This window comes from Bacillus sp. FSL E2-8868 (assembly GCF_038005505.1).
Lineage (GTDB): Bacteria > Bacillota > Bacilli > Bacillales > Bacillaceae_G > Bacillus_A > Bacillus_A mycoides.
The window spans coordinates 917071-939712 of record NZ_JBBOTI010000002.1; the positions used below are offsets into that span (position 1 = coordinate 917071).

Annotated in this window: 27 protein-coding genes; 7 read left to right on the plus strand and 20 right to left on the minus strand. The window is 33.2% G+C overall.

All coding sequences use genetic code 11. The features are described 5' to 3' along the window. Positions 1-9: 9 nt before the first annotated feature. The 8 genes from flgB to NSS74_RS15585 form a co-directional block, all read right to left on the minus strand. Complete coding sequence (gene flgB, locus NSS74_RS15550) at positions 10-495, minus strand: flagellar basal body rod protein FlgB (protein WP_050551546.1); 486 nt, start codon at positions 493-495, stop codon at positions 10-12. 344 nt (positions 496-839) lie between these two features. Then, positions 840-1112: a hypothetical protein gene (locus NSS74_RS15555; RefSeq protein ID WP_002141115.1), complete on the minus strand. Its 273-nt coding sequence runs from the start codon at positions 1110-1112 to the stop codon at positions 840-842. After that, complete coding sequence (locus NSS74_RS15560) at positions 1102-1470, minus strand: flagellar export chaperone FliS (protein ID WP_002012050.1); 369 nt, start codon at positions 1468-1470, stop codon at positions 1102-1104. Before NSS74_RS15560 ends, NSS74_RS15555 begins: the two co-directional genes overlap by 11 nt. Before the next feature lie 22 nt (positions 1471-1492). Next, positions 1493-2872: a flagellar hook-associated protein 2 gene (locus NSS74_RS15565; RefSeq protein ID WP_002141111.1), complete on the minus strand. Its 1380-nt coding sequence runs from the start codon at positions 2870-2872 to the stop codon at positions 1493-1495. A gap of 19 nt (positions 2873-2891) precedes the next feature. Then, positions 2892-3755: a flagellar hook-associated protein 3 gene (locus tag NSS74_RS15570; protein ID WP_002030927.1), complete on the minus strand. Its 864-nt coding sequence runs from the start codon at positions 3753-3755 to the stop codon at positions 2892-2894. A gap of 305 nt (positions 3756-4060) precedes the next feature. Beyond that, a complete protein-coding gene (gene flgK, locus NSS74_RS15575; protein ID WP_002141110.1) occupies positions 4061-5359 on the minus strand; it encodes a flagellar hook-associated protein FlgK in 1299 nt (432 codons plus the stop codon). A gap of 17 nt (positions 5360-5376) precedes the next feature. After that, a complete protein-coding gene (locus tag NSS74_RS15580; protein WP_002064619.1) occupies positions 5377-5829 on the minus strand; it encodes a flagellar export chaperone FlgN in 453 nt (150 codons plus the stop codon). Positions 5830-5844: 15 nt separating this feature from the next. Next, positions 5845-6309: a YaaR family protein gene (locus NSS74_RS15585; RefSeq protein WP_002141107.1), complete on the minus strand. Its 465-nt coding sequence runs from the start codon at positions 6307-6309 to the stop codon at positions 5845-5847. A gap of 143 nt (positions 6310-6452) precedes the next feature. On the opposite strand from NSS74_RS15585, the gene NSS74_RS15590 reads away from it, so the two are divergent. Continuing rightward, entirely contained in the window at positions 6453-6950 is a 498-nt protein-coding gene (locus NSS74_RS15590; RefSeq protein ID WP_002141103.1) for a flagellar motor switch protein FliG, read from the plus strand. 39 nt (positions 6951-6989) lie between these two features. Then, a complete protein-coding gene (locus NSS74_RS15595; RefSeq protein WP_002166047.1) occupies positions 6990-7772 on the plus strand; it encodes a CheR family methyltransferase in 783 nt (260 codons plus the stop codon). Between the two features lie 38 nt (positions 7773-7810). On the opposite strand, the gene NSS74_RS15600 is transcribed toward NSS74_RS15595, so the two are convergent. The 7 genes from NSS74_RS15600 to NSS74_RS15630 form a co-directional block, all read right to left on the minus strand. Continuing rightward, positions 7811-8527, minus strand: coding sequence for a hypothetical protein (locus NSS74_RS15600; RefSeq protein ID WP_002030922.1), 717 nt, complete (start codon positions 8525-8527; stop codon positions 7811-7813). Positions 8528-8554: 27 nt separating this feature from the next. Further along, positions 8555-9919 (minus strand): hypothetical protein, encoded by a 1365-nt coding sequence (locus NSS74_RS15605; protein WP_002141101.1) that lies wholly within the window; start codon positions 9917-9919, stop codon positions 8555-8557. Positions 9920-9948: 29 nt separating this feature from the next. Then, complete coding sequence (locus NSS74_RS15610; protein WP_002086512.1) at positions 9949-11595, minus strand: flagellar motor switch protein; 1647 nt, start codon at positions 11593-11595, stop codon at positions 9949-9951. A 208-nt stretch (positions 11596-11803) separates the two neighbouring features. Next, positions 11804-13774, minus strand: coding sequence for a chemotaxis protein CheA (locus tag NSS74_RS15615; RefSeq protein ID WP_002141100.1), 1971 nt, complete (start codon positions 13772-13774; stop codon positions 11804-11806). Positions 13775-13903: 129 nt separating this feature from the next. Continuing rightward, positions 13904-14272, minus strand: coding sequence for a response regulator (locus tag NSS74_RS15620; protein ID WP_000940577.1), 369 nt, complete (start codon positions 14270-14272; stop codon positions 13904-13906). Positions 14273-14422: 150 nt separating this feature from the next. Continuing rightward, a complete protein-coding gene (locus tag NSS74_RS15625) occupies positions 14423-15100 on the minus strand; it encodes an OmpA family protein (RefSeq protein ID WP_002012067.1) in 678 nt (225 codons plus the stop codon). Between the two features lie 22 nt (positions 15101-15122). Next, positions 15123-15956: a flagellar motor protein MotP gene (locus NSS74_RS15630; protein ID WP_002012069.1), complete on the minus strand. Its 834-nt coding sequence runs from the start codon at positions 15954-15956 to the stop codon at positions 15123-15125. A gap of 172 nt (positions 15957-16128) precedes the next feature. Between NSS74_RS15630 and NSS74_RS15635 the strand changes: the two genes are divergently transcribed. Continuing rightward, positions 16129-16731 (plus strand): HD domain-containing protein, encoded by a 603-nt coding sequence (locus NSS74_RS15635; RefSeq protein ID WP_002141099.1) that lies wholly within the window; start codon positions 16129-16131, stop codon positions 16729-16731. Between the two features lie 38 nt (positions 16732-16769). Here the strand turns inward: NSS74_RS15635 and hfq are convergent, their stop codons facing one another. Next, the gene (gene hfq, locus NSS74_RS15640; protein WP_002012071.1) at positions 16770-16958 is read right to left on the minus strand and encodes an RNA chaperone Hfq; all 189 of its coding nucleotides are present in this window, start codon (positions 16956-16958) and stop codon (positions 16770-16772) included. Between the two features lie 55 nt (positions 16959-17013). Further along, a complete protein-coding gene (locus tag NSS74_RS15645) occupies positions 17014-17232 on the minus strand; it encodes an aspartyl-phosphate phosphatase Spo0E family protein (protein WP_002189061.1) in 219 nt (72 codons plus the stop codon). A gap of 304 nt (positions 17233-17536) precedes the next feature. Between NSS74_RS15645 and NSS74_RS15650 the strand changes: the two genes are divergently transcribed. The 4 genes from NSS74_RS15650 (at position 17537) to NSS74_RS15665 (ending at position 20510) form a co-directional block, all read left to right on the plus strand. Then, a complete protein-coding gene (locus NSS74_RS15650) occupies positions 17537-17653 on the plus strand; it encodes a YjcZ family sporulation protein (RefSeq protein ID WP_000007805.1) in 117 nt (38 codons plus the stop codon). A gap of 192 nt (positions 17654-17845) precedes the next feature. Next, the gene (locus NSS74_RS15655) at positions 17846-18313 is read left to right on the plus strand and encodes a VOC family protein (RefSeq protein WP_002141096.1); all 468 of its coding nucleotides are present in this window, start codon (positions 17846-17848) and stop codon (positions 18311-18313) included. 6 nt (positions 18314-18319) lie between these two features. Continuing rightward, positions 18320-19537 carry an MFS transporter gene (locus NSS74_RS15660; RefSeq protein WP_340813938.1) on the plus strand — a complete coding sequence of 406 codons (1218 nt, stop codon included), beginning with the start codon at positions 18320-18322 and terminating at the stop codon, positions 19535-19537. Positions 19538-19784: 247 nt separating this feature from the next. Beyond that, positions 19785-20510 (plus strand): sulfite exporter TauE/SafE family protein, encoded by a 726-nt coding sequence (locus NSS74_RS15665; RefSeq protein WP_016103053.1) that lies wholly within the window; start codon positions 19785-19787, stop codon positions 20508-20510. Between the two features lie 242 nt (positions 20511-20752). Here the strand turns inward: NSS74_RS15665 and NSS74_RS15670 are convergent, their stop codons facing one another. From NSS74_RS15670 to NSS74_RS15680, 3 genes are all read right to left on the minus strand, one after another. After that, positions 20753-21181 (minus strand): sigma factor, encoded by a 429-nt coding sequence (locus NSS74_RS15670; protein ID WP_002141087.1) that lies wholly within the window; start codon positions 21179-21181, stop codon positions 20753-20755. A 174-nt stretch (positions 21182-21355) separates the two neighbouring features. Continuing rightward, complete coding sequence (gene nfsA, locus NSS74_RS15675) at positions 21356-22090, minus strand: oxygen-insensitive NADPH nitroreductase (RefSeq protein ID WP_002141086.1); 735 nt, start codon at positions 22088-22090, stop codon at positions 21356-21358. Positions 22091-22255: 165 nt separating this feature from the next. Next, positions 22256-22573: a DUF4870 domain-containing protein gene (locus NSS74_RS15680; protein WP_002011879.1), complete on the minus strand. Its 318-nt coding sequence runs from the start codon at positions 22571-22573 to the stop codon at positions 22256-22258. Positions 22574-22642: the final 69 nt, after the last annotated feature.

Below are 22642 nucleotides of genomic sequence, written 5' to 3' on the forward strand. Positions count from 1 at the left end.
CTTTTACTATTAACGTCCACGTGCTGCTTGGTTAATAGCGTATTGCGTATTAATTGCATTAATTGAAACACCGTATAATTGGTTTGTTTTCATTAAATCTAGCATTTCTGTCGTTACATCAACACTGTTTCCATCTTTATTCGTTTGCATTGATTTCGTTTGAATCTTTGCGTATGTATTTTTCATATTTGCTGTCGGTAAGTGCATTACATTCGTTTGATATAAATCTGGATTACTCTTTAAATCCGCAGCATTTTTTTTGTATAATGCACTGCTCATATTCATTTTCTCAGCAAATGTTACATCTTGTGCTTTATAGCCAGGTGTATTCGCATTTGCAATATTACTAGAAACGGTATTTCGCTTCGTTACTAAATAGTTCATATAATGACTTACATCACTAACTAAATCTGGCATATTCCACACCCTTCCTTTTCCATCATGCTCGTTTAGCGCATGATCATCCACTGATGGAAGTTTCACTTTATTATTCATTTTCCTATATGTATTTATTTATTAAAATATTATCTATTATGTACCCTTACATATTTTATTCCATTTTTCCATTGTTGTCTTTAGAAAAATACAAAAATATAAAAAAGAATATAAAAAACTGTATACGCGTAGTAATCCATGTAACATTTTGATATATAAACAATAAAAAAAGAGCTTCCATACACTTCTCTCTATAAAATAAAGACATCTTATTTTTCATTGTTTGGATTATTACCATTCTTTTTATTACAGTCATAAAGTGAAACCTCAATCAGCGGAACGCCTTATTCAAACAATGGAATGGATCCCCTTTTAAAAGGGGTATCCATTTCCGTAATTTACCATTAAAATTTACCGTAAAACGAATTCGCTTTCATTCGTCCATCATTTGTCATAATCATTTCTTCCAAAAATTTTTGCTTATCTCGAATATGCTGTGCTGCCTTAATTATTAATGGACTCACTTCCGCTGCAACATCTGCGCGCGTCTCTTCATCCAATGTCATCATCCAGCGATTTAACATTGCACTCTTCTCAGCAAATTCCCCATCTGATACTTGCAATTCACCGATTTCATTAAAACAGCCGACAAACGCTCGATAAATATCATTGTTCATTTTCGAGTGCTCCGCGGTAACCGTCTATTAAATCTTGTAACACTTGTACAATCGCATCCATGTCTTTTGCTTCACGCGTTACTTTCATCGTCTGAATTTGAATGCTAATCCAATCGTATAAACCGAATAGACTATCGTATAAATCTTTAGTAATCTCAGGATTTAATTGAAGCTTTAACTCTTCAAAAATACGTTCTAATTTTTCAAGAAGCGCATCTCCTTCTTGTAGTTTAAAAGTATTTAAAAGTTCTTCTAAATTACGAAACTCAACGATACATCTTTCATAAATAAAAATTGTATTTTTAATTGGATTACTCGTCATAATATCATTTTGCATATAACGTTGCCATGCTTGCATACAATCACTTCCTTAACTTTCATTAATCATCACTTTTTTGTTTTGTCATTGCTTTAATTGTTTTTAGTTGGCTATCTAGCGCCGCTAATGTACTTTCTAGCTTTTGATACTTCTTCACAATCTCATCTTGTTTTTGCAGATTTTGTGTTTCAATATCTTTAATCTTTTTATCTAAATCACTTACACGTGAATCGATGTTTTTTACACGCTCTCCGACTACACCTTTATCACCAAATAGTTTATCAAGTGGTTCTTCCATCATCTTCCCTAAACCGTTAGAACCAAAGAAAAATTGCTTCGCTGCATCCGGCTTGTCTTTTAACGCTTTTGTTAATTGTTCATCATTAACTTCCATCGTCCCGTCTTGCTTTAATTGGATACCAAATGAGAATAAATAATTACCGTCTTGAGAAAATGTCACGACATTATTCATCGCTTGACGTACACTTTGCATAATAGCTTGACCTTGGAAAGCTCCACCTTTCCCAGCAAAAATATCTACTGTAGAAACAGCTTTATTATAATCCGCCACCATCTTTTTAATAACATTCGATGCATCTGTTACGTTTGAGTCACTTACTGTAAACTTCAGATCTATACCTTTTGCTTTTGGATCTGTTGTTGTACCTGCATCTGGTGTTCCTTCTGCTTTCGGCTCAGTTACTTTTAACAATTCAATTTTCACGCCCGGAAGAGCTTCAATTGTATTGGTAAAACTTTCAGTTTCAATACCATTAATACTATATTTGGCATTTTGCGCTTCATTAATTGTATTGACTGCTGTCCCATCCGCCTTAGCTAAACCAATATCTTGAAACAGTGTAGATGTGTTCCCCTTAAAATTAATTTCTCCATCTGTTCCTTCTTTTTTCGAGGACATAAAGATTTTATCTCCAAGTGTATAAGCCGATACACCATAATCTCCGTCATTAATTTTGTTAATTAAATCTTTATATGTCATATCAGTTGTTACTTTTAGTTCTTTACCGCCTAGTTGTAATGTTTCATCTTTAGGAAGCTTCGCATTTATATCAGCAATCTTATTAGAGGCTATTTGATGACGTTGTGCAAGCTGTGTAATCGTCATATTAAAAGTTCCTGCAATCGCTCCACCATCAGCTTTTACATTAATATAACCGTCTTGTGATGTTGTTACCTTTTTCTCATTTCCTTTAAAAGCTGCTAAGTTTTTAAAAGTTTGTGTGAAAGAACTAAATTCTGATTTTAAGCTTGTATATAATAGTTTATCTTGTGAAAGTTGGTTCTTTTCATTAGTATATGGTGTTTTTCTCATATCTAACGCTTGCATTTCTAATTCTACAAAGTTAGAAGTATCGATCATATTATTTCCGAGGTTCCAAATCTGTTGTCTACCACCAATACCTGTTAACGTCCCTGCCATATTTCTCACTCCTTATTGTTTACATGTAATCTAAAATGCTCGTTTTACTCATCGTACTAACTGCTTTAAGCGTTGCTTCATAAGTTGCATTAATATACGCTAGGTCAGAAATTGCTACCGCTAAATCAACATCTTCAATTTCTTTACGATTTTCTTGAAGCGCTAAATTTTGCTCGCTTAAAATCGTTTTAAACGTCTCCATTGTGTTCATAGTTGAACCAACTTCAGTTGTACGGTTAATGACGCTATCTAAGTTTTTCTTATTTTCTCCTAATAACGGTTGCAAAGCTTTTTGATCACCGTTATTCAGTGCTTCACTCATCTGTTTTAACGTTTTTATAACTGGGGATAATAATTCTTCTCCGTTACGAAATGCTTTTAATTGATAACCGTCATTTAGTTGCCAGTTCACATCATTTTTTCCACCTTGATACGTACCATCTTCTGTAAATGGAGCTTGTTCAGCACTATCCCCACCGAAAATATAACGGCCTTGCTCTTTCGTATTCGCTAAATATACAACTTGTTTTAAAATTTGATCAATCTCTGCACCGATTGCCTTCAATTCTTTTTCACTATTCGTCCCATTTAGCGCTTGTACTGTTAATTGATCCGCTCTTGTTAAAGATTTAAAAACACCCTGTAATGTATTTTCAGTTTGTGTTAATACATTTTTCGAATCCGCTAAATCTTTTTGCATTTGTTCAATATTTGCTAACGAATGCTGAATCGCAAATGATTTACTTGCCGCAAGTGGGTCTTCGCTCATAAAAAGATTTTTCTTACCTGAAGTTACTTGATTTCGATGATATTGCTGTTGCACATTCAAATCCATCATCTGATTCTTTGCCCAGTTTGCATTTTGAAATGTAGATACTCTCATCTTTACCTTCTCCTTTATCTATATTTGAATTGGTGCGGGGAAGCAACCACAACTATATACGGCTCTCTGCTTCTACACTACGACGGATACTCTCTTTCCTCATAAAAGAGAGCTTTGTCATTTTTATTTAACACGAGGGCGATGCATTCACTAAACATGGCTTTCCTCTTAGCTAACTTACCCTTCAACCATCTCATATCTCTGGTCTCACATCGATTGGGCCACTAATAGGCACTGACCGTCTCTACCCTTCGCGGGTCCTCTCTCCAACCATAAAAGAAAGATGGGTTCGCTTTTATTACTCATTATCTAATAATCGAAAACAAACTATCAAACACTTCATTCATCGTCGTAATAGCTTTAGAGTTTGCAACAAAATATTTTTGGAAAGCCATTAAATTAACCATTTCTTCTTCCATATTTACGCCTTCAATACTCATTTTTTCTTGTTGAATACCTTCTAATAAATCTTTATGAATATTTTGATAAGCATTCACTGCACTTTTATCAGAAGCTACACCAACTATAAATTGGTCTAATGCTTGTTTATAAGAAAGACCTTCTTTATAATCTCCATCTGTAATTCCTGCTAGTTTATTTGCTGTTTCAGCGGAGATTTTCATTTTCGAAACATCTTTTGCGAATTCAGGGTTTAACTGAATATCTTTCGCATGATCTCCAACGAAGAAATCTTTTCCCATCACTGTATTCACTTGACCTTTTACAGAACTCATTAATTCTTCAAGGTTTTTCTTATAACTAGCAATCTTCGCTTTCGTATCTATCGCTGATTGAATTGCTCCACCATTTAAAGGAATATCCGATCCATAAATCGCAACAGACATTGGTTCTTTTTCTTTATTTAATTGAAGTGGATATGTATCTTGTCCATTTACTGTTAAAACACCATTCATTCTAACACTCGCGATATTAGGATTCATAGATTCATAAGATACTTCAATATTGGCATACTTAGACATCTCTGTAACGATGCGATCACGTTCGTCTAATAGTTGATTAGGTACTTGTGTCCCTGCTTGCCCAATTTTTTTATTCGCCTCTGCTAAACTAGCACCAAGACGATTAAATTCATTCACATGTGCTTCAATATCTTCTGTCGTCTGTGCTTCTGCTGTATCTAAGTTTTTCGCAAGACGATTTATCTGACTTGTGAACTTCCCAGTTTCAGAAACTAATGTATCGTAGTAGTTTGGTTGTTCTGGATTTTTTGCAACTTCACGAAAAGCATTGAAGAATCCATCCATTAAACTAGATAATGAATTTTTCCCTGTCGTTCCTACCATAGACTCTACTCGTGATAAAGTAGAATTCATATATGCGTAGTAAGAGAACTGTGACAACTGATCATTAAATTGCTTCGTTTTCACTTCATCTGTAATACGGTCAACTCCTAATGTTTGTACACCATAACCGATTCTCTGTTCAGGCGTATGACCGTTACTTGCTCCAACAGATCCGTAATTTACCATTTGACGAACATAACCCGGCGTATGAATGTTAGATAAGTTTTGTTTTGTCGTTTGTAATCCCATTTGGGCCGCTAGCATACCAGATAACGGCGTATTATAATCAGATAATCTCATAATGCTTCACTTCTCCTTTACAATAGTTCATTCATAAAGATTTGCGAATTATTGTTTTTCTCCAAATTGTATTCAGAAACGGAATCCACAATACTTTCTGTAGTTTTTAATAGTACGTTTAAGTAATATTGATTTTTCAAAAGAATCATTTTTACATTTTCTTCTAATTCATTTAAACTTTTTTGTAATTCTTCCATTTTTTCATTTTCTTCCTGTGAAAAATACGAAAATAGCGAACGCATACGCAACGGTTCAACTTGTTTTTCTTTACAAAGCTGAACAACCATTTCCTCAAAAGATCGCGATAATCCTTTAACACCTTCTATGTACTGCAATTGCTCTACTTGCAACTTTTGAACTGCATTTACATTTTTATTTTTTAAATTCTCATATATTTGTTCCCCAAGCGTTTGAATATTTTCATATGCCTTTTGAATAATAACGAGCTTTTCATATAATTGTATGTACATATAGCTTCCTTTCCTTTACAAGACTAAATTTACAATTAAACCATGAATTTCTCCAATTTGATTTAACATTTCTAAATGCCCTGTTTTCGTATTAATTAAATTCATAACATCTTCTAACTCAGTTAATCCCATTTCAGCTTGTTTTACGATCGTCATTTTCTGCGAATATCCGTAACGCGGATGACGAGACATAACATCTTTATACTGCAATACGTTATCAACGTAAAAATTCAAAAATGATTTTACAGTATTTTTGTATTCCATTACATTATCGAGCGTTAACTCTAATTCGATTTTCTCTTTAATTTCTCCAATGTTATCAACAAGTGCTTCCATTTGTTCTAACAATTTATCGTTTTTCGGATCTGCATGCAAATTATCCGAAAAAGCAAGTCCTGTCCTGACATTTGCTTCTTTCGGCATTTGAGTAGCAGGCGGTATATGCGATAAAATTGGATTATGCGAGATAGAACGCAGCATATATATCACCTATTTATTTTTTTATTTCCTTCTAAACTTAATCGTAAAATCTAGTTATTTATAATTATACTCTGTACAATGATATTTTGCAGTTATTTTTTATAGAAGATATGTTACAATTTAGCATGAGGTGGCACAAATCTATGAATATTTTTCTTTGTGGTTCAAATCAATTAACAGCATTAGATCAGGAAGAAATAAAAAAATTTTTAATTGACTATGCTCACAAACATAAAATTTACATATTATGTTATAAATCTATTGAAAATGAGGTTCTTCGTTTTTTCATTGAAAATGAAAGGCTCGCTCAAAATTTATGCCTTTACACACTGCAACCGTTACATGTATTAACAGACGAATTTCAAGAAGTCGTTGATTATTTAAAAAAACACGGAGCAGAGTATATTGCTTTTGATCATCCTTCCGACTCCATTTATCGATCAGATTATATGTTTTTTGTAAAGCAAATTATCGAAGATACCGATTTAGTTCTCTGTTTTTATAACGGCGATAAACATACGTCTGTTATTCCCGTTGACGTTGCAAAAGAAGCAGGAATTGATGCTGTTATTTATGATTTACCAGGCTTACATGAAAAGCAGATGAAAAAAAGCTTTGAACAAAAAATTCGTATGATGTAAAGGGGGAGGCACAATATCGTTATTGTGCCTATTGTAAATATGATAACTGAACAAGATTATAATCAATTTGTCGTAAGTTTTAAACAGCACTTTAATATGGATATCGCTTCCTATAAGCAAGATAGAATGCGCCGAAGAATCGACGCTTTCATTTCGAGAAAAGGTTTTGAAAATTACACAAATTTTTTAAATAATTTACGCACCGATCAAACGTTATTTTTAAGTTTTATTGACTATATTACAATTAACGTATCAGAGTTTTTCAGAAATAAAGAGCGCTGGCAAACGTTAGAGACGAAAGCTCTACCAAAGCTACTTGAACAAAATAACGGTAAATTAAAAATTTGGAGTGCTGCTTGCGCTGCCGGTGAAGAACCGTATACACTTTCTTTAATATTATCGAAGCATCTAGCTCCGTTTCGTTATGACATTCAAGCAACGGATCTTGATTTTCATGTTTTAGAAACTGCAAAACGTGGTCAATATACAGAACGCTCTTTGAAAGAATTACCTAATGATTTAAAACAACGTCATTTCACAAAAGAAGATGATACATATATATTGCATCAAAATATTAAACAGCAAGTTACATTTAAACAACATGATTTATTAATGCAGACATTTGATACGAACTACGATTTAATTATTTGTCGAAATGTAATGATTTACTTTACAGAAGAAGCAAGAATAAAGCTTTATGAAAAGTTTAGTCGTTCTTTACGAAAAGGCGGCGTACTATTCGTTGGTAGCACAGAACAAATTTTAACACCCGAACGCTACAACCTTCAGCGTTTTGATACATTCTTCTACGAAAAAATATAGAAAAAGGTCGTCATAATTGAAATGACGACCTTTTTTTATTATATAATACGAATCAATATAATACCTATAACCCATATAAAGAGAAATAGAGCTGTAACAGACCATTTATGCTCTTGAATCGTATGTTTCAACGCATGCGATAATTGCGTCATATTCATTTCTGCAAGTGCTCTCCACACACTCACATCACGTTCTTTAGAAATACGATCCGTACCGCTAATTAAAATTGTTTCGTTAGACAATTTTGTCATGTAAGCTGTAATAACTGTTATCATTAAATTCGTATTTCCTTCTGATGTATCTTGTTCCACTCTAGAAATGAGCGCACTTACATCAAGTAACGGAATATGCACTTTTCTTCCAAACGAAAGCTGCACTTCAGCGAAATCATACGTTCCGTCTAATAACGGAACTCCCTTTATATGAGCTTGTTTAATAAGCCCCTGCAAACTTTTAACAATTTGTTCATATATTTTTTCCGATTGCTTTCCTTCCTCAGACAACATATGTAGCTTTGAAAACAACTGCAACACCGTATCCATTTCCTTAGAAAGCATATCTTTTACAATCTTTCCATCACCTAAACTCGCAAGTAGAATCCCTATTTCATTATTTTTCGAAATGATTTGGGACCGCCCGGTAAACACAAGATTACTCCGTTTTCGCTCTTTTTGAATTTCATGTTCTGAAATAGCTGCAGGCTGTTTTAATGGGTGTAGCGTCTTATTTTCAATTGTAGTACGTTTAATTTCCATCTAAGCGCCTCCACTACTATCAAATTATTAGCCCCACTCTTTATTACTCTTTAAAACTAAAAATAGTACAAATAATCCTGACATAACAGCAAACACATTAGAAGCCTGTACTCCCTGCTCACTTTTTTCCTCTTTCTTTTCTTGTTGTTCTTCTATTTTCTCTTTCTTTTTAGAAACGACTTGATTGTCATTTCCGCTTTTTTTCTCTTTATGAACCTTCACATTATTTACTTCCTTGTTGTCTGTTAACGACTCTTTTATAACGTAGTTGATTACCTCTTTTTCTTTCAACGGCTCTTTTATATAAGAGTTCACTTTCTCTTCTTGCTTTGGAATTTGAACAACTGGAAGTTTTTCTTCTGGAAGCGGCATCTCTATTTTCGGATCTTCCTGCTTCTCAATTTCTTTCTTATCTTCTACTTCATTTTGATTCTCTTGCTCTTCTATCTTTTCATCATCTTTCACTTTTTGTTCGATGATAGAAACGATATATTCACTCTCTGTCACAAGTTTGTTACCTGCCCCATCTGTTACTTCCACAATAAGTTGATGCGGCCCAACAGGTAAAGCTTCTGTTATTTCAAATATTTTCTGCCAATCCATGTCGCGTTTATTATAGTCTAATAAAAAAGTAATATCGTTACCGTCTTCTTTTCCTTTTAATATAACGCGCACTTCTTTAACAACCGATTCTTTATCTACCGTTTGTACTCGTATATGAACGGATTCTCCCTTTTTCCGTTCAATTAAGTTCCCTTTTGCCTCATCAATACTAACTTTCTCTAACTTTGGCAATTCTTTATCTATAGTTGGTGCTTCATTGTTTATACGAATGAGCGGGACATTTAATTCGTTCTCTATTACTTCTTCCTTCTCATCTTCTTTATAGCTTTCAACAAGCCTAAGGTTCCAATCACCTTGTAAATCATATATTCCGGCCTTATAATTAGCGATCCATCGCTTCGTTTCTTCTTCATACTCAAAAGATATTATTCTCTCTTGTCTGTACTGCTCACCATTTTTTTGTAATTGTAATATACCTTTTACACTTTGAATGTTTTTTTCATTTGATTCTACAGCAATCCGCACTTCTTCGCCAACCTTTAGCTCCTGCTTATTAACTGTAATAACCCCTCGGTCTGTTTCTATCGTTCTTTCTTCTTTTTTTTCTTTCCCTTGCTCATTTTCTACTGCTTTTTTTTCATCTTCAACCGAGGGCATTTCCACTTGTTCTGGCTGTTCCTGAACTTCTTTATTTTTTCCCTCTTGGTCATTCATTTCGCTTATATTTTGATCTTGTACACTTTTTTCTTCTGCCTGCCCTTGCGATGGTAAAATTATACATATATGTAAGAATAGCCAACTAACTAGAAAAAACTTTACGTTTTTCATCTATTTGTTCAAACTCCTATTTTGACGCCTTATAGCGATTTCGTCATTTTTACTCCGAAAAACCCATCTACATTTACAAGTTCTCCATACGCCACTAATACATCGTTCACATAAATTTGAATCGGTTCATCAATATCTTCATCAAGTACGACCGCTTCATTTTCTTGTAGACTTAAAATATCTTGAATTGTTCTCACTGTACTTCCAAATACAAATTTAACATTCATTTCTACATTTTGTAGAATAGATGTATCCATATATACTGGCTCAACTTGCTTGACTTCTTTATATTCAATTGGCTGTACGACTGGTGCAGGAATTTCTTCCTCTTCAACAACTTCCTCAACTATTTCTTCTTGCTCTTCCACCATCGGATATAGAAGTCTTCTAACCATTTCTTTCGCTTCTGATATCGGTAGTATTTGATACATCTTTGATTGAAGGAGATCACCAATTTCAAGATTAAAAGTAATTTGAACGAGTTCGTCAACTGCCATCGACTCTCCCAAATATTCCATTTCTTCTTTTAAAGAAACAAATTTAACGTCTGGTGGTGTCATATCCATTTTTTCTTTAAACATTTCTGACATCGCTGTTGCAGCATGCCCCATCATTTGGTTCATAATTTCTTTAATGCCACTTAACTCTAATTCACTTAGCTCTTTCTCCGGATCAATTTCACCCGTTCCCATCATCATTAAATCTACCATTGTTAAAGCAACATCTTTCGTAAATACGAATACATTCTCATTTTTTAGTCCTTCAACAAAATCGACATTTAAAATAACAAACGGAACCGGTACTCCTTCATAATGACGAACATTAATCGCCTCTACATTTGGTGTACTAATAGTGACAGGCTGATTTAAAAGCGTCGATAGTACTGTTGAAGCCGAACCGATTGAAATATTCGCAATTTCACCAAGCACATCTTTCTCTTCTTGTGTTAATTGCTCTTTTTCTACATGCTCTTCTACAATCTCAGTTTCCTGCACTTCCGCCGGCTCATCTATTTCTTCTTCCACACCACCAGATAATTGTAACAATTTATTTATCATTCGCTTCGCATGTTCAACTGAAACAACCTGTACAAGCTGAGAATTCACAAGATTATCTATTTTTAATTCAAACGATACTTTAACAACCATATTATTCCCATTAATACCAGAAATCTTCTCCATCTCTTCTGTAAGTTGCACAACTTTAATTGTTGGCGGAGACATGTCTACCGTATCTTGGAAGAATTCTGACATAGATGTTGCTGCGAATCCCATCATTTGATTCATAGCTTCTTGTACTGCACTTAGCTCTAATTCACCAAGCTCTTTTCCCTCTTCAACTTCACCTGTTCCCATCATCATTAAATCAGCAATAGATAAAGCAACATCTTGTTGAAGAACAAGAAGATTTTCCATATCTAATCCTTTTGTGAAATGGATATTTAATACAACATGTGGAATTTCAACATCACTTGTATCATATAAATCTACCAATTCTACTTGAGGAGCAGTAATACTTACTTGCCTATTTAAAATTGTTGATAATACAGTCGAAGCTGAACCAAATGATATATTAGCAATCTCACCAAGAATATCGCATTCTTGAGGCGTTAAATGTTCATTTTCTTTTTCTAGCACAATTGTGCCAGTATCCCCTTTTGTGTGTTGCTCAGGCATTTTTCCTGCCTCCTCATTTTTGTTTTTCTATCAAATGATTTAAACTCTCTATTACACTCGTTATATTTTACCAAACTTATCATCCGAATTGTGAACATGTATTTATTTCCACAATATGTGTAAACGACGGTTTTCATATACTTATATTATTAGTTCTACCCAAAAAGCTCCCCAATTGTATACAAGTGGGGAGCTTCCTTCATTCCTATTATAAACCTTCTGGGTTTAAAATGAGGACCACTCGTCCATCACCGAGAATTGTCGCACCAGAGAAATAGTTAGAGCTCTCTGCAAAGAAATCACCTAATGACTTTAAAACTATTTCTCTTTGACCGATAATTGTGTTTACGATAAGTCCATAGCTACGATGTGTATTACGAACAATTAACACAGGAACCATTTGACTATCATATGATGCGAACGCCTCATCTACTGTTTTTTCACCAAATACAGTACTTAAATGTTTCACTTCAATAATTTGATTGCGATAGTTTAAAACGTCTTTTCCTTGTAACGATTGTATGTCTTCTTTCTTAATTCGAATGGCTTCAGCAATATTGCCAAGAGGCAAGGCATAACGCTTATCATTTGTTTGAACAAGCATTGATTGAATAATAGACAATGTTAAAGGAAGTTCAATTCTGAATGTACTTCCTTTTCCTTCTTCAGAATCAATAATTAAATGCCCACCTAAACTATGAATCGTATGTTTAACAACATCTAATCCAACCCCACGTCCAGAAAGGTCAGATACAACTTCCGCTGTACTAAATCCCGGTTGGAAGATAAGATCAAACACTTCACGATCCGTTAATTTATTTGCCTCTGATTCCGTTACAACACCATTTTTTATCGCTTTTTCTAATACTTTTCCTTTATGAATACCATTTCCATCATCAGTAATTTGAATTACGACATGATTTCCACTATGAAACGCCTCTAATTTAATAGTACCTGTCTCATTTTTCCCGGCATCACGTCGGTTTTCGACAGTTTCAATACCATGATCAATTGCATTACGAATTAAATGAACGAGTGGATCACCAATTTCGTCAATAACAATTTTATCAACTTCAGTATCTTCACCTTTAATTTGTAAATCGATTTTTTTACCTAAATCTTTCGCTAACATACGTACCATACGCGGAAAACGATTGAAAACCGTTTCAATCGGTACCATACGCATATTTAATAATACATTTTGGATATCTTTTGAAATATCCCCTAATCGATTTAAATGCTCGATTAACTCTTTATTTTGAATCGTTTCTGCTAATTCATCAATTCGTCCACGCTCAATTACACTTTCTTCAAACATATTCATTAATCTTTCGATTTTTTCTAACTGAACACGAATAGAACGATTCTCTACTTTAGCATTTTTCGTTTTTGTAGTACTTTTAGCCGGTGTAGTACTAGCTGTTGGAGTTCGTGCCTCTAGAGATGGATCCAGCTGCGTTGCTGCAATAGATTGTACGATTCCTTCTTCAGCTATATTTCCTTGCTTCACTTCTACTTTCTCAATTTCAGAAACGTGAAGCACCACCTGTTTCAATTCTTCAACACTACGATCAGTATCCATATATACTGTAAACTCAAATCCAAAAGCATCCGCTTCGATTTCTTCAATGCTTGGAACCGTTTTTTGTATATCCCCTACATTTTGTAATGCTTCAATACACATAATGGCACGTACTGCTTTTAAAATGGCTTGTTGTTCGACGGTTATATATACTTCATGTGAAACTGTATCATCATTGTTTATACTACTTTGCTCTACTTGTTCCATAGAAGCTTCTACATTCCCATTTAATAATGCTTCTAATTTATGCTTTGTAGATACAACATCAATATTACCCATTCCGCCCTGCTGCACATCTGTAACCATCTTTTCTAAATTATCAATGCACTCAAAAATAACATCAATAATATTAGCATTCACCATCATATTTCCGTGACGGATTTCGTCTAAAACATTTTCCATCTTATGAGTTAAATCTGCCATTTCTGCAAATTCCATACTCGCAGACATACCTTTAAATGTATGAGCTGAGCGGAATATTTCCCCTACAACACCCATATCGGCAGGATTCTGTTCTAAATTTAGCACATTTTCATTTAGCGACTGTAAATGTTCTTCTGCTTCTTCAAAAAATATATTTAATAGATCTGTTTGCATTTTAATCCCCTACCTGTCTAACAAACATTTCATTTATGTATAACAATTTAGTGTTTTATAACGAGAAAAAAGGGGGCCACACGTCTATCCGCTATCATTGATTTGATTCTTTGTGGCACCCCTTCTATATTAGCTATTTGCTACTTTTGTTAAAGCTTCGATAACACGATCGGCTTGGAATGGCTTTACAATAAAGTCTTTTGCCCCGCCTTTAATTGCATCTAATACCATACCTTGTTGTCCCATTGCAGAACAAATAACAACCTTTGCACTCGAATCAATTTTCATAATTTCTTTTAATGCTTCAAGTCCGTCCATTTCTGGCATAGTAATATCTAGTGTTACAATATCAGGTTGAAGTTCTTTATACTTTTGAATCGCTTCTACCCCATTCTCTGCTTCACCGATAACTTCAAATTCTGAATTACTTTTTAATAAGTTTTTAATCATTGTTCGCATAAACATTGCATCGTCTACAACTAAAATTTTATGTGCCATTCTTTTTGGTTCTCTCCCTCTATGTATAAATATATCTTAATATTTCACCTTATCATTCTCACTCATTATACAAAATAAAACGAGAAAATTTAATATTTTTTTAAAAGAATTTCTGTATTTTTATTATTTTATTAATAAAATGGAAATATATTATTCTTTAATATATATTACAACGCGCCGGTTTTTCTCCCAATTTTGCGGTGAATCATTTGATGCTACTGGTTTTGTGTCCGCATATCCTACCGCTGCTAATCGTTTATCATCTACATTATACACTTCAATTAAGTGGTGAATCATATTAGCTGCTCGTGCTGAAGATAATTCCCAGTTGGAAGGAAATTTTTCATTATGAATCGGTCTACTATCTGTATGTCCTTCTACAACAATTGGGTTTGGTACCGATTGAAAGAACCCTACTAATTGACTAATTACTTCTTTTGCTTCCGGCTTAACATTCGCATCACCTGTATCGAATATTAAGTTATCTACTATAACGATGCTAACACCTGTATCTTCTCGATATACATTCACTTGACTAACACCATTATTATCTACATATGCTTTTAACTTTTTATACAATTCATCCATTCGTTTTTTTGAAACTGCTTTTTCGTCATTTTTTTCATGTGAAATATCTGGTATTGTACCTTCCATTACTTTCGCATCCACTTGTTCTGCATCACTAAACTTTTCAAGCATCTTCGATAATTTTACTGTATCTTGTTTTGATGTAGCAACTAATAGTACAAAAAAAGTCAATAACAACATCGTTAAATCAGTAAAAGTCGTCATCCAACGAGGCGATCCTTTTTGCGGTCGTTTTATCATCACCATACCACTCCTTGAAATATTAGGCTGCTCGTTTTTCTTTTTTTATCTTCGTTTCATATACGTATGTATCAAGTTTTAACTTTAACTTAGAAGGAATTTGTCCTCGGTAAAGCTCTGTGATTGCTTCTATTACAAACTTCTTCTCTGTATACAAATCTTCAATGCCACGATACACTTTTTCAGATAACGGTATTGCAATCATGTTTGCAATAACAGATCCATACAATGTCGTCAACATAGCAACTGCCATTCCTGTACCAATTTGCGATGTATCTTGCAAGTTTTGAAGCATAATAATAAGACCAATTAAAGTTCCTATCATACCCCACGCTGGAGCGAAATCACCAATCTTATCTAATAATGTTGCTCCTTTTCTTAACTCATATACTTCTGTTTCAACATCTCTCATTAATACTTCTTTTAATTCTGCTTCATCATATCCACTTAACATTAAACGAATCCCCTTTTGAATAAAAGGATTGTCTACTTGCTCTCCATCAACTTCTAACGAGAGTAAACCATGTTTTTTAGACTTCTTTGAAAAATCAACGAACAAATCCGTTAACTGTTCTAGATTTTCCTCTCTTCTATGTAAAACAGTAAAAATACTTTTCGTATATTTTTTTATTTCTCCAAATCTATATGCCACAATAATTGTCGCTGTTGTTCCCCCTATAACGATCAAAATAGATGAAACATCTAAGAAATTTTTAAAAGCTTTTATTCCACCACCGCCAAGCATGATCGCTGCAATTAAAATAACGAAACCTACTACAATGCCAAAGGGGCTAGAAATATCAAACTTCCTTTTTTTCCTTTGCGGTCTAGCTAATCCTTGATTTTCGTCTCCCATATTCCTACCCTTCCTTTTTCGTTTTCGTAAAACATTTTTTTATTTTAATAATGCGTTTTCACATATAACAATCATTATACGCGTATCATCTATTTATCGCAATATACTCATTAAATTGACACATTTCATTTCTATATTAGAATTATAGTATGGAAATATGAGGAGGATCACGATGGAACATAACATTTTACAAGTCATTGCATTAGCAGAAAAACTAAAATATGAAATGCGACATAGTTGGCTTTCTAACGGACGTCAAGAAAGTGTTGCTGAACATACGTGGCGTATGTCCCTAATGGCTATCTTAGTTGAGCCTTATTTGGATCAAAAAGTAAATATAGAAAAATTACTTAAAATGGTTATTATTCATGACCTTGTCGAAGCAGAAGCTGGTGATATTCCTGCCTTTGATACGATGAATAGCCGTGAATTACAATTACAAAAACAAAAAAATGAGCAAAAGGCTATTTCAAATATTAAACGTACACTAGAAGGTTCTCTCGGCGTGGAATTATACGATTTATGGATGGAGTTCGAAGCGAAAGAAACGTATGAAGCAAAAGTTGCTAACGCACTTGATAAACTTGAAGTAAAAATTCAGCATAACGAAGCTGATATTGATACTTGGCTACCAATTGAGCATAAAATGACTTTCCAAGTTGGTAAACATACAGATTTTGACTCTTTCTTATCTAGATTACAAAAAATCATTGAACAAGACGGAGAAAAAAAATTACTAGCTGCTGGCATTGACGTTGAAGCATGTAAACAATAACCATTTAATTATGAAATAAGACACTCAAAATGAGTGTCTTATTTCATAATTGTTGATATTGCCTGCTTATAAATAAGTTGTTGTTTTCCATCTACTAATATTAATACTGTAAATCTATCTACTCCAACTACTTCCCCTACTATTCTTACTCCGCTCTTTAAAAATATAGTAACTGCACCTTTTTCTTCTTTTATTTGTTTATACAACTCTTCTTGTAAATGTTCCAATAACTGTTCTCTCCTTTATCAGTAAATAATCCTAATATAAAAAATTAAAGATTAATCACTTACATACTTTGTCTTTTATATTCATAAACTTATTAATTAGTATATCTAAATCTCGACTAAATAACAAAACTTTATCATGATCTAATCCATGCCTAGCAACAAGTTGAATTAACTCTTTCTTTTTGTGTTCTATTTTATTGTGTAATTGTCCCATCTCCATCTCTATACTAAAACTCCCTTTTCCCATAATATTACTTGTAAAATTATAGTACATTTCCACTCATAAAAAAATAAAAAAATGGATTTTTTTACAAATTTTATATTTATGAAAAGAAATTTTAATGTAATTGTAAGTTACATACCCCTTTCATTTGCAATACATTCACCTAGTATACACTTCCATATTGTTTTACCATTTTAAAAAAAGCGCTATGAAACAAAGTAAATATCACATTTAAATCCGATCACAGGCTCTTGTCTAATTAGAAGTAAGACTTGCTCCTTTTCTAAATAAAAACATATCTTATAAAGTAATCCATTAGTTATATAGATTAATTTCCTAAAAAGGAGGAAAAAACATGAGCTTTGGTGGTAGTTGCGCTGGTTTCGGCGGTGGATTTGCTTTACTCATCGTGCTATTCATCCTTCTAATCATTATCGGATGTAGCTGTTGGGGTGGCGGCGGAGGGTTTTAAATATAATACGTATCCTTTTCGCTAAACTCTAAATGAATGAAATAGGTTAATTAAAAACTATACGAAAACAGCTCATATTTGAGCTGTTTTTTCATACTTTCGTATGAATTTATGTCCATCTTTTTTGTGATTTCAACTAACAAGAAATCGTTTACTATGGAATAAGAAACATTTTTACTAAGGAGGATTATAATGATTAAAGGTCTTTATGAAGCACATTTACCTGTCTGTAATTTAGAAATTTCGATACCTTTTTATGAATCACTGGGGTTAAAATTATATAAAAGAGACAACGATATCGCCTTCTTTTGGATTGTAGAAAATGAAAGTTGGATTGGTCTTTGGGAAGGAAAAGAATACAAAGTCAATTATCATCCATCCTTACGACATATCGCTTTCCAAGTAAGCTTACACGATTTAGAAAACGCAATACACTGGCTCAAACAGAAAGGAATTCCAGCGCGAAAAGACTTTGGAATGGAGCCAATTGAGCCAATCGTTTTTCCAGAATTAGCACACGCCTCCGTATATTTTAACGATCCTGATGGAAATAGTTTAGAATTCATTGCACAATTACCTGTTGGACTACCTAAAGCAGAGAAAATGTATTTAAGTGAATGGAAAAAACAAGTACAGGCATCACTTATAGATAAGGTTTAATTTCTCATGTCAATTTCTTATTACAGGCTTCTTAAAACAAATACAAACTTCAAAAGACTATTTTTTGGTCAAACATTAAGTGTACTTGGGGATTGGTTTCATACTGTCGCTTTATTAACACTCGTCTATAGCATAACAGAATCTTCATTTATGTTAGCACTCACCTTTATGAGCAAAGGGTTACCTCAACTTCTTCTGAGCCCATTCATAGGCGGAATTGTAGACCGTTTTTCAAAAAAGAAAATTATGATTTTTACCGATATTTTACGAGGAATTATCGTCCTCACTTATTTATTAGCATTCTACAAAATTGAAATTATTTTCGTTTCTAATATATGTTTAGCGGTACTCTCTTGCTTATTCGAGCCTGCTAAGCAATCAACCCTAAAAAATATCGTACATCAAAAGCATTTAGTAACCGCTAACTCTCTTTCTAGTACAATCAATGGTTTTATGTCTATTATGGGAGCCTCTTTAGGTGGGCTCATTGCACAATCTTTAAGTATCGAGATTGCCTTTTTTATTAATAGCCTATCATACTTTATTTCAGCCTATATTATTTATAAAATAAAGATCCCTTCTCGTGACACTTTTAGCACGAAAAAAGCATTTTTTACTGATATAAAAGATGGTTATACATACATATTACAAAGAAAAATTATTTTATCATTAATTCTCGTCGGAATTTCATGGGGAATTATTGGAGGTGCTTATCAACTACTCTTAACAATCTATGCCGAAAGAATTTTCCACTCTAACATTGGAATTTTATATACGGTTCAAGGGGCTGGACTTATGATTGGTAGCCTTCTCGTTAACCTATATATATCTAAAAATGAAGACAAAATGAAAAGAGCATTTGGTTGGGCCTATTTACTACAAGGAATTTTCTTTCTCGGATTCGTTCTATCCGATCAACTTATTATCGGTATCATTACATTACTCTGTATGCGTATAGCAGGAGGAATCATCGTTCCACTTGATACGACATTGCTACAAATGTATACAGAAGAAAACATGATTGGTAAAGTTTTTTCATTTCATTATTCCATTTATGGATCTCTTATTCAGTTATCTATGTTTATAACAGGATGGCTTTTAGAAATTCTTTCTCCGCAAGTTATTGGTAGCCTGTTAGCTATATGCTGTATTTTTGTTAGTTTTATATGGCTTTTCTTGTTTTATCGCGGTGAGTTTGGTGAAGAATCTATTGATAATCAATAGATTCTTCACCAAATTTTATTTGATCTCATTTATTAGCGCTGCGTAACAATACAATTATTTGAAAATGTCAACCATATTCGTTAATGGGCCCTATACGTGAATGCTATTTGAGAAGAAACTAAGTTTTTATGTTAAAATAAAAATAAGATTGTGAAACATTGCACTTATGCTATAGGCTCAAAATAGCTAAATTCGATTTTCATGGTATTAAAATATTTATTGTATTTGATTAAATAGGAGGGCTATTTTGGAGATTACATTAAGTTTCATATGTATTATATTGGTGGCTTCTGTTTTGCAAACAAGTACAGGTTTTGGCTTTTCCATAATGGCAACACCTTTTTTACTAATGTTATTCTTACCACAAGAAGCTATACAAATTAATATTATTTTATCATTAGTTATTTCAATATCACTCATTTGGAAAATAAGAATGGACATTGACTTTATTCTACTGAAAAGGTTAACTATTGGAAGTATAGTTGGTGTACCTTTTGGTATTTTACTCTTCATTTCCATTAATATAAACGCTTTTAAATTAGCAATTAGCATCCTGCTCTTACTATTAACATTGATGCTAATATGCAACTTTAAGGTTAAATCAACACCATTTAGAGATTTTATAGTTGGTGGATTATCAGGGCTTTTAACGACCAGTATCGGTATGCCAGGACCACCCCTGTTACTTTACTTTACAGGAACTGATACGAAAAAAGAGACGTTGAGAGCAACTACTTTAGCTTTTTATCTATTTATATATTTCATTAGTCTACTAACTCAAATACTCTTTACTGGCACAAACAAAACAATTTGGGAATCAAGTTTTTATGCTATTCCAATCGTATTTCTAGGTTTGTATATAGGTCAAATTATTTTCAAATGGCTTAATCAACGGATTTTCAAAATATTTACGTACATCCTTTTAAGTTGTACGGGGGTTTATCTTCTTATTGAAAGTTTGAACTTGTTATAGAGGGTGCTTTAGGTAGTGCACAATAATAGATAGGTTCAAACGAAATTATTGCTGCATTTTCAAGTGCGATGGGGCATTCTATATCAAAACTCAAATAACTTTATTGGCAGTTTACAATTAGCAATAATCGTTCTTTCATAAGACAAATATTTTAAATCGAGTACTAAATAAAACGATAAAAAGCGGCTATTATGCCGCTTTTTACATTAAATATTTTATAAAGCAAAGACCTGCACTTACTATCACGAATATATTAAAAAATAAGAAAAACCCTTTTTATTTAAATCTTGCACTATTTCCATAATCTCTTCTTCTTGTTCTATTTCATAACTATCATGGATACCTTTATCTATTTCTGCGTCTTTATCCATTTTGTTCTCTCTATATACTTTCTTTTTATATTCCAATGCCTTTAATTTAGTAATACCAATCATCCAAGATTTTAAGTTTCCCTTTGCTATATCAAATTGGTCGATATTAAACCAAATGATAGTAAATACATCGTTATAACAATCATCTACATATTGTTTCTCAATAGGGGTACTTAATGATTTATGAATAATGTATAAAACTAATTTTCCATATTGATCAATGACTTCTTTCAAAGCATCTTGATCACGTTTTTTCATAGCTATAATTAAATCCTCTTCAGAATTAAAAATCATAAACATCTTCCTTCCTCAGTTCCCCTTTAGCAGCTGCTTTTACTTACTATTGGCATTTCATTCTCATTTTCTATCACTTTTGTAAAAAATTATTAATTTTTATTTCTATGTATATGATAGAAAAAAAATACATTTCTCCTCCAAAAAAGACAAACCCGCATTCCAGGTTTGCCTTTTTACTTATTTCTTATTTAATCCTTTTTCATTTAAAAACTCTTTCATATGCATTCTTTTCTCTTTGGACATAAATGAGCTCATTGATTCCGTCCATGTTACGTTTTTTTGATTTGACGATCTTTCTTTGTAATACGCACTCATCGTTTCATCATATTCGTTTAATAATTCATCATATTTCTTTTCATCGTATCCATTTTCATGAAGAATGGCCGCTACCGGTAAACGTGGCTTAACTCCATGATCTTCATTTGGTACGCCCACTGTCATTCCGAATACCGGATATACTTTATCCGGTAAATGAAGCAATTCACTCACTTCTTTCGGGTTATTACGAATTCCGCCAATATAACAAATGCCGTATCCTAATGATTCAGCTGCAAGTGCTAAGTTTTGTGCAAATAATGAGGCATCTACTGTTGCTACAATAAAGTCCTCTACTCCCTCATGTTTAATTTCTGTTCCATGTTTCTCACATGCAGTTTCTAGACGTTTTAAATCCGCACAGCATACAAAGAATGCTGCGCAGTCTTTCACATGACGATTCCCGGATAATTCAGCTAGTTTAGCCTTTAGTTCCTGATCTGTTACATATATAAGAGAATACGCCTGTACAAAATGTGAGGAAGCTGCATGCTGCGCAGCTTGCACCAGTCTTTCTACTATCTCTTTTGAAATTGGTTCTTCTTTATATTTACGAACTGAAACGTGTTGCTCCATTTTATGTATCATCTCATTCATAAAAACCACTCCTTTTTTCTCTTCATAATAAAAAATTAACATATCTTTTTCATTATTCACAACTTATAAGCAAAAAAAGAGCACTCCTTTGTGAGTTGCTCTTTTTTAAATACATATTAATATGGTAAATGAAATTATATCGACTTTACACACATAACGACAACGTTAAGCTGCTTTCAATACTTTAATACCTTTAACAATATTCCAAATGAAGTAGTAAATCCCTACAAGAATAAACACTGCATACGTTATAACCATCCCAATTCCAACGCTCTCAGACTGATTGAAACTTAAACCGTATACTCCTGATAAAGCTAACCCTCCAAATAAAATTGCATATGGGAAAACATGTGACCAAAATGCTTTTTTCGCATGATATTTCACTTCATCTTCCGCAACGAAGTACACGATAATTGGTAGTAAAAATGGTGCAAAAAAGATACTAAAGTAACATAGCGAAGATAAAATATTATTTCCTTTCAACCGAATCACCTCTAAAGTTTTTGTTACCTTCATTATGTCAGGAAACCTTTCCAGAAACTATCGCTTTAC

Coding starts and splice junctions, on each gene's coding strand:
- nfsA (WP_002141086.1), bottom strand. CDS start 22,090: ATGAATGAGATGATACATAAAATGGAGCAACACGTTTCAGTTCGTAAA.
- flgK (WP_002141110.1), bottom strand. CDS start 5,359: ATGAGATTATCTGATTATAATACGCCGTTATCTGGTATGCTAGCGGCC.
- NSS74_RS15555 (WP_002141115.1), bottom strand. CDS start 1,112: ATGAACAATGATATTTATCGAGCGTTTGTCGGCTGTTTTAATGAAATC.
- NSS74_RS15620 (WP_000940577.1), bottom strand. CDS start 14,272: ATGGCACATAAAATTTTAGTTGTAGACGATGCAATGTTTATGCGAACA.
- NSS74_RS15660 (WP_340813938.1), top strand. CDS start 18,320: ATGTCAATTTCTTATTACAGGCTTCTTAAAACAAATACAAACTTCAAA.
- flgB (WP_050551546.1), bottom strand. CDS start 495: ATGAATAATAAAGTGAAACTTCCATCAGTGGATGATCATGCGCTAAAC.
- NSS74_RS15570 (WP_002030927.1), bottom strand. CDS start 3,755: ATGAGAGTATCTACATTTCAAAATGCAAACTGGGCAAAGAATCAGATG.
- NSS74_RS15600 (WP_002030922.1), bottom strand. CDS start 8,527: ATGGAAATTAAACGTACTACAATTGAAAATAAGACGCTACACCCATTA.
- NSS74_RS15590 (WP_002141103.1), top strand. CDS start 6,453: ATGAATATTTTTCTTTGTGGTTCAAATCAATTAACAGCATTAGATCAG.
- NSS74_RS15585 (WP_002141107.1), bottom strand. CDS start 6,309: ATGCTGCGTTCTATCTCGCATAATCCAATTTTATCGCATATACCGCCT.
- NSS74_RS15615 (WP_002141100.1), bottom strand. CDS start 13,774: ATGCAAACAGATCTATTAAATATATTTTTTGAAGAAGCAGAAGAACAT.
- NSS74_RS15635 (WP_002141099.1), top strand. CDS start 16,129: ATGGAACATAACATTTTACAAGTCATTGCATTAGCAGAAAAACTAAAA.
- NSS74_RS15650 (WP_000007805.1), top strand. CDS start 17,537: ATGAGCTTTGGTGGTAGTTGCGCTGGTTTCGGCGGTGGATTTGCTTTA.
- NSS74_RS15610 (WP_002086512.1), bottom strand. CDS start 11,595: ATGCCTGAGCAACACACAAAAGGGGATACTGGCACAATTGTGCTAGAA.
- NSS74_RS15645 (WP_002189061.1), bottom strand. CDS start 17,232: ATGTACTATAATTTTACAAGTAATATTATGGGAAAAGGGAGTTTTAGT.
- NSS74_RS15595 (WP_002166047.1), top strand. CDS start 6,990: ATGATAACTGAACAAGATTATAATCAATTTGTCGTAAGTTTTAAACAG.
- NSS74_RS15625 (WP_002012067.1), bottom strand. CDS start 15,100: ATGATAAAACGACCGCAAAAAGGATCGCCTCGTTGGATGACGACTTTT.
- NSS74_RS15560 (WP_002012050.1), bottom strand. CDS start 1,470: ATGCAAGCATGGCAACGTTATATGCAAAATGATATTATGACGAGTAAT.
- NSS74_RS15655 (WP_002141096.1), top strand. CDS start 17,846: ATGATTAAAGGTCTTTATGAAGCACATTTACCTGTCTGTAATTTAGAA.
- NSS74_RS15605 (WP_002141101.1), bottom strand. CDS start 9,919: ATGAAAAACGTAAAGTTTTTTCTAGTTAGTTGGCTATTCTTACATATA.
- NSS74_RS15565 (WP_002141111.1), bottom strand. CDS start 2,872: ATGGCAGGGACGTTAACAGGTATTGGTGGTAGACAACAGATTTGGAAC.
- NSS74_RS15670 (WP_002141087.1), bottom strand. CDS start 21,181: ATGTTTATGATTTTTAATTCTGAAGAGGATTTAATTATAGCTATGAAA.
- NSS74_RS15580 (WP_002064619.1), bottom strand. CDS start 5,829: ATGTACATACAATTATATGAAAAGCTCGTTATTATTCAAAAGGCATAT.
- NSS74_RS15630 (WP_002012069.1), bottom strand. CDS start 15,956: ATGGGAGACGAAAATCAAGGATTAGCTAGACCGCAAAGGAAAAAAAGG.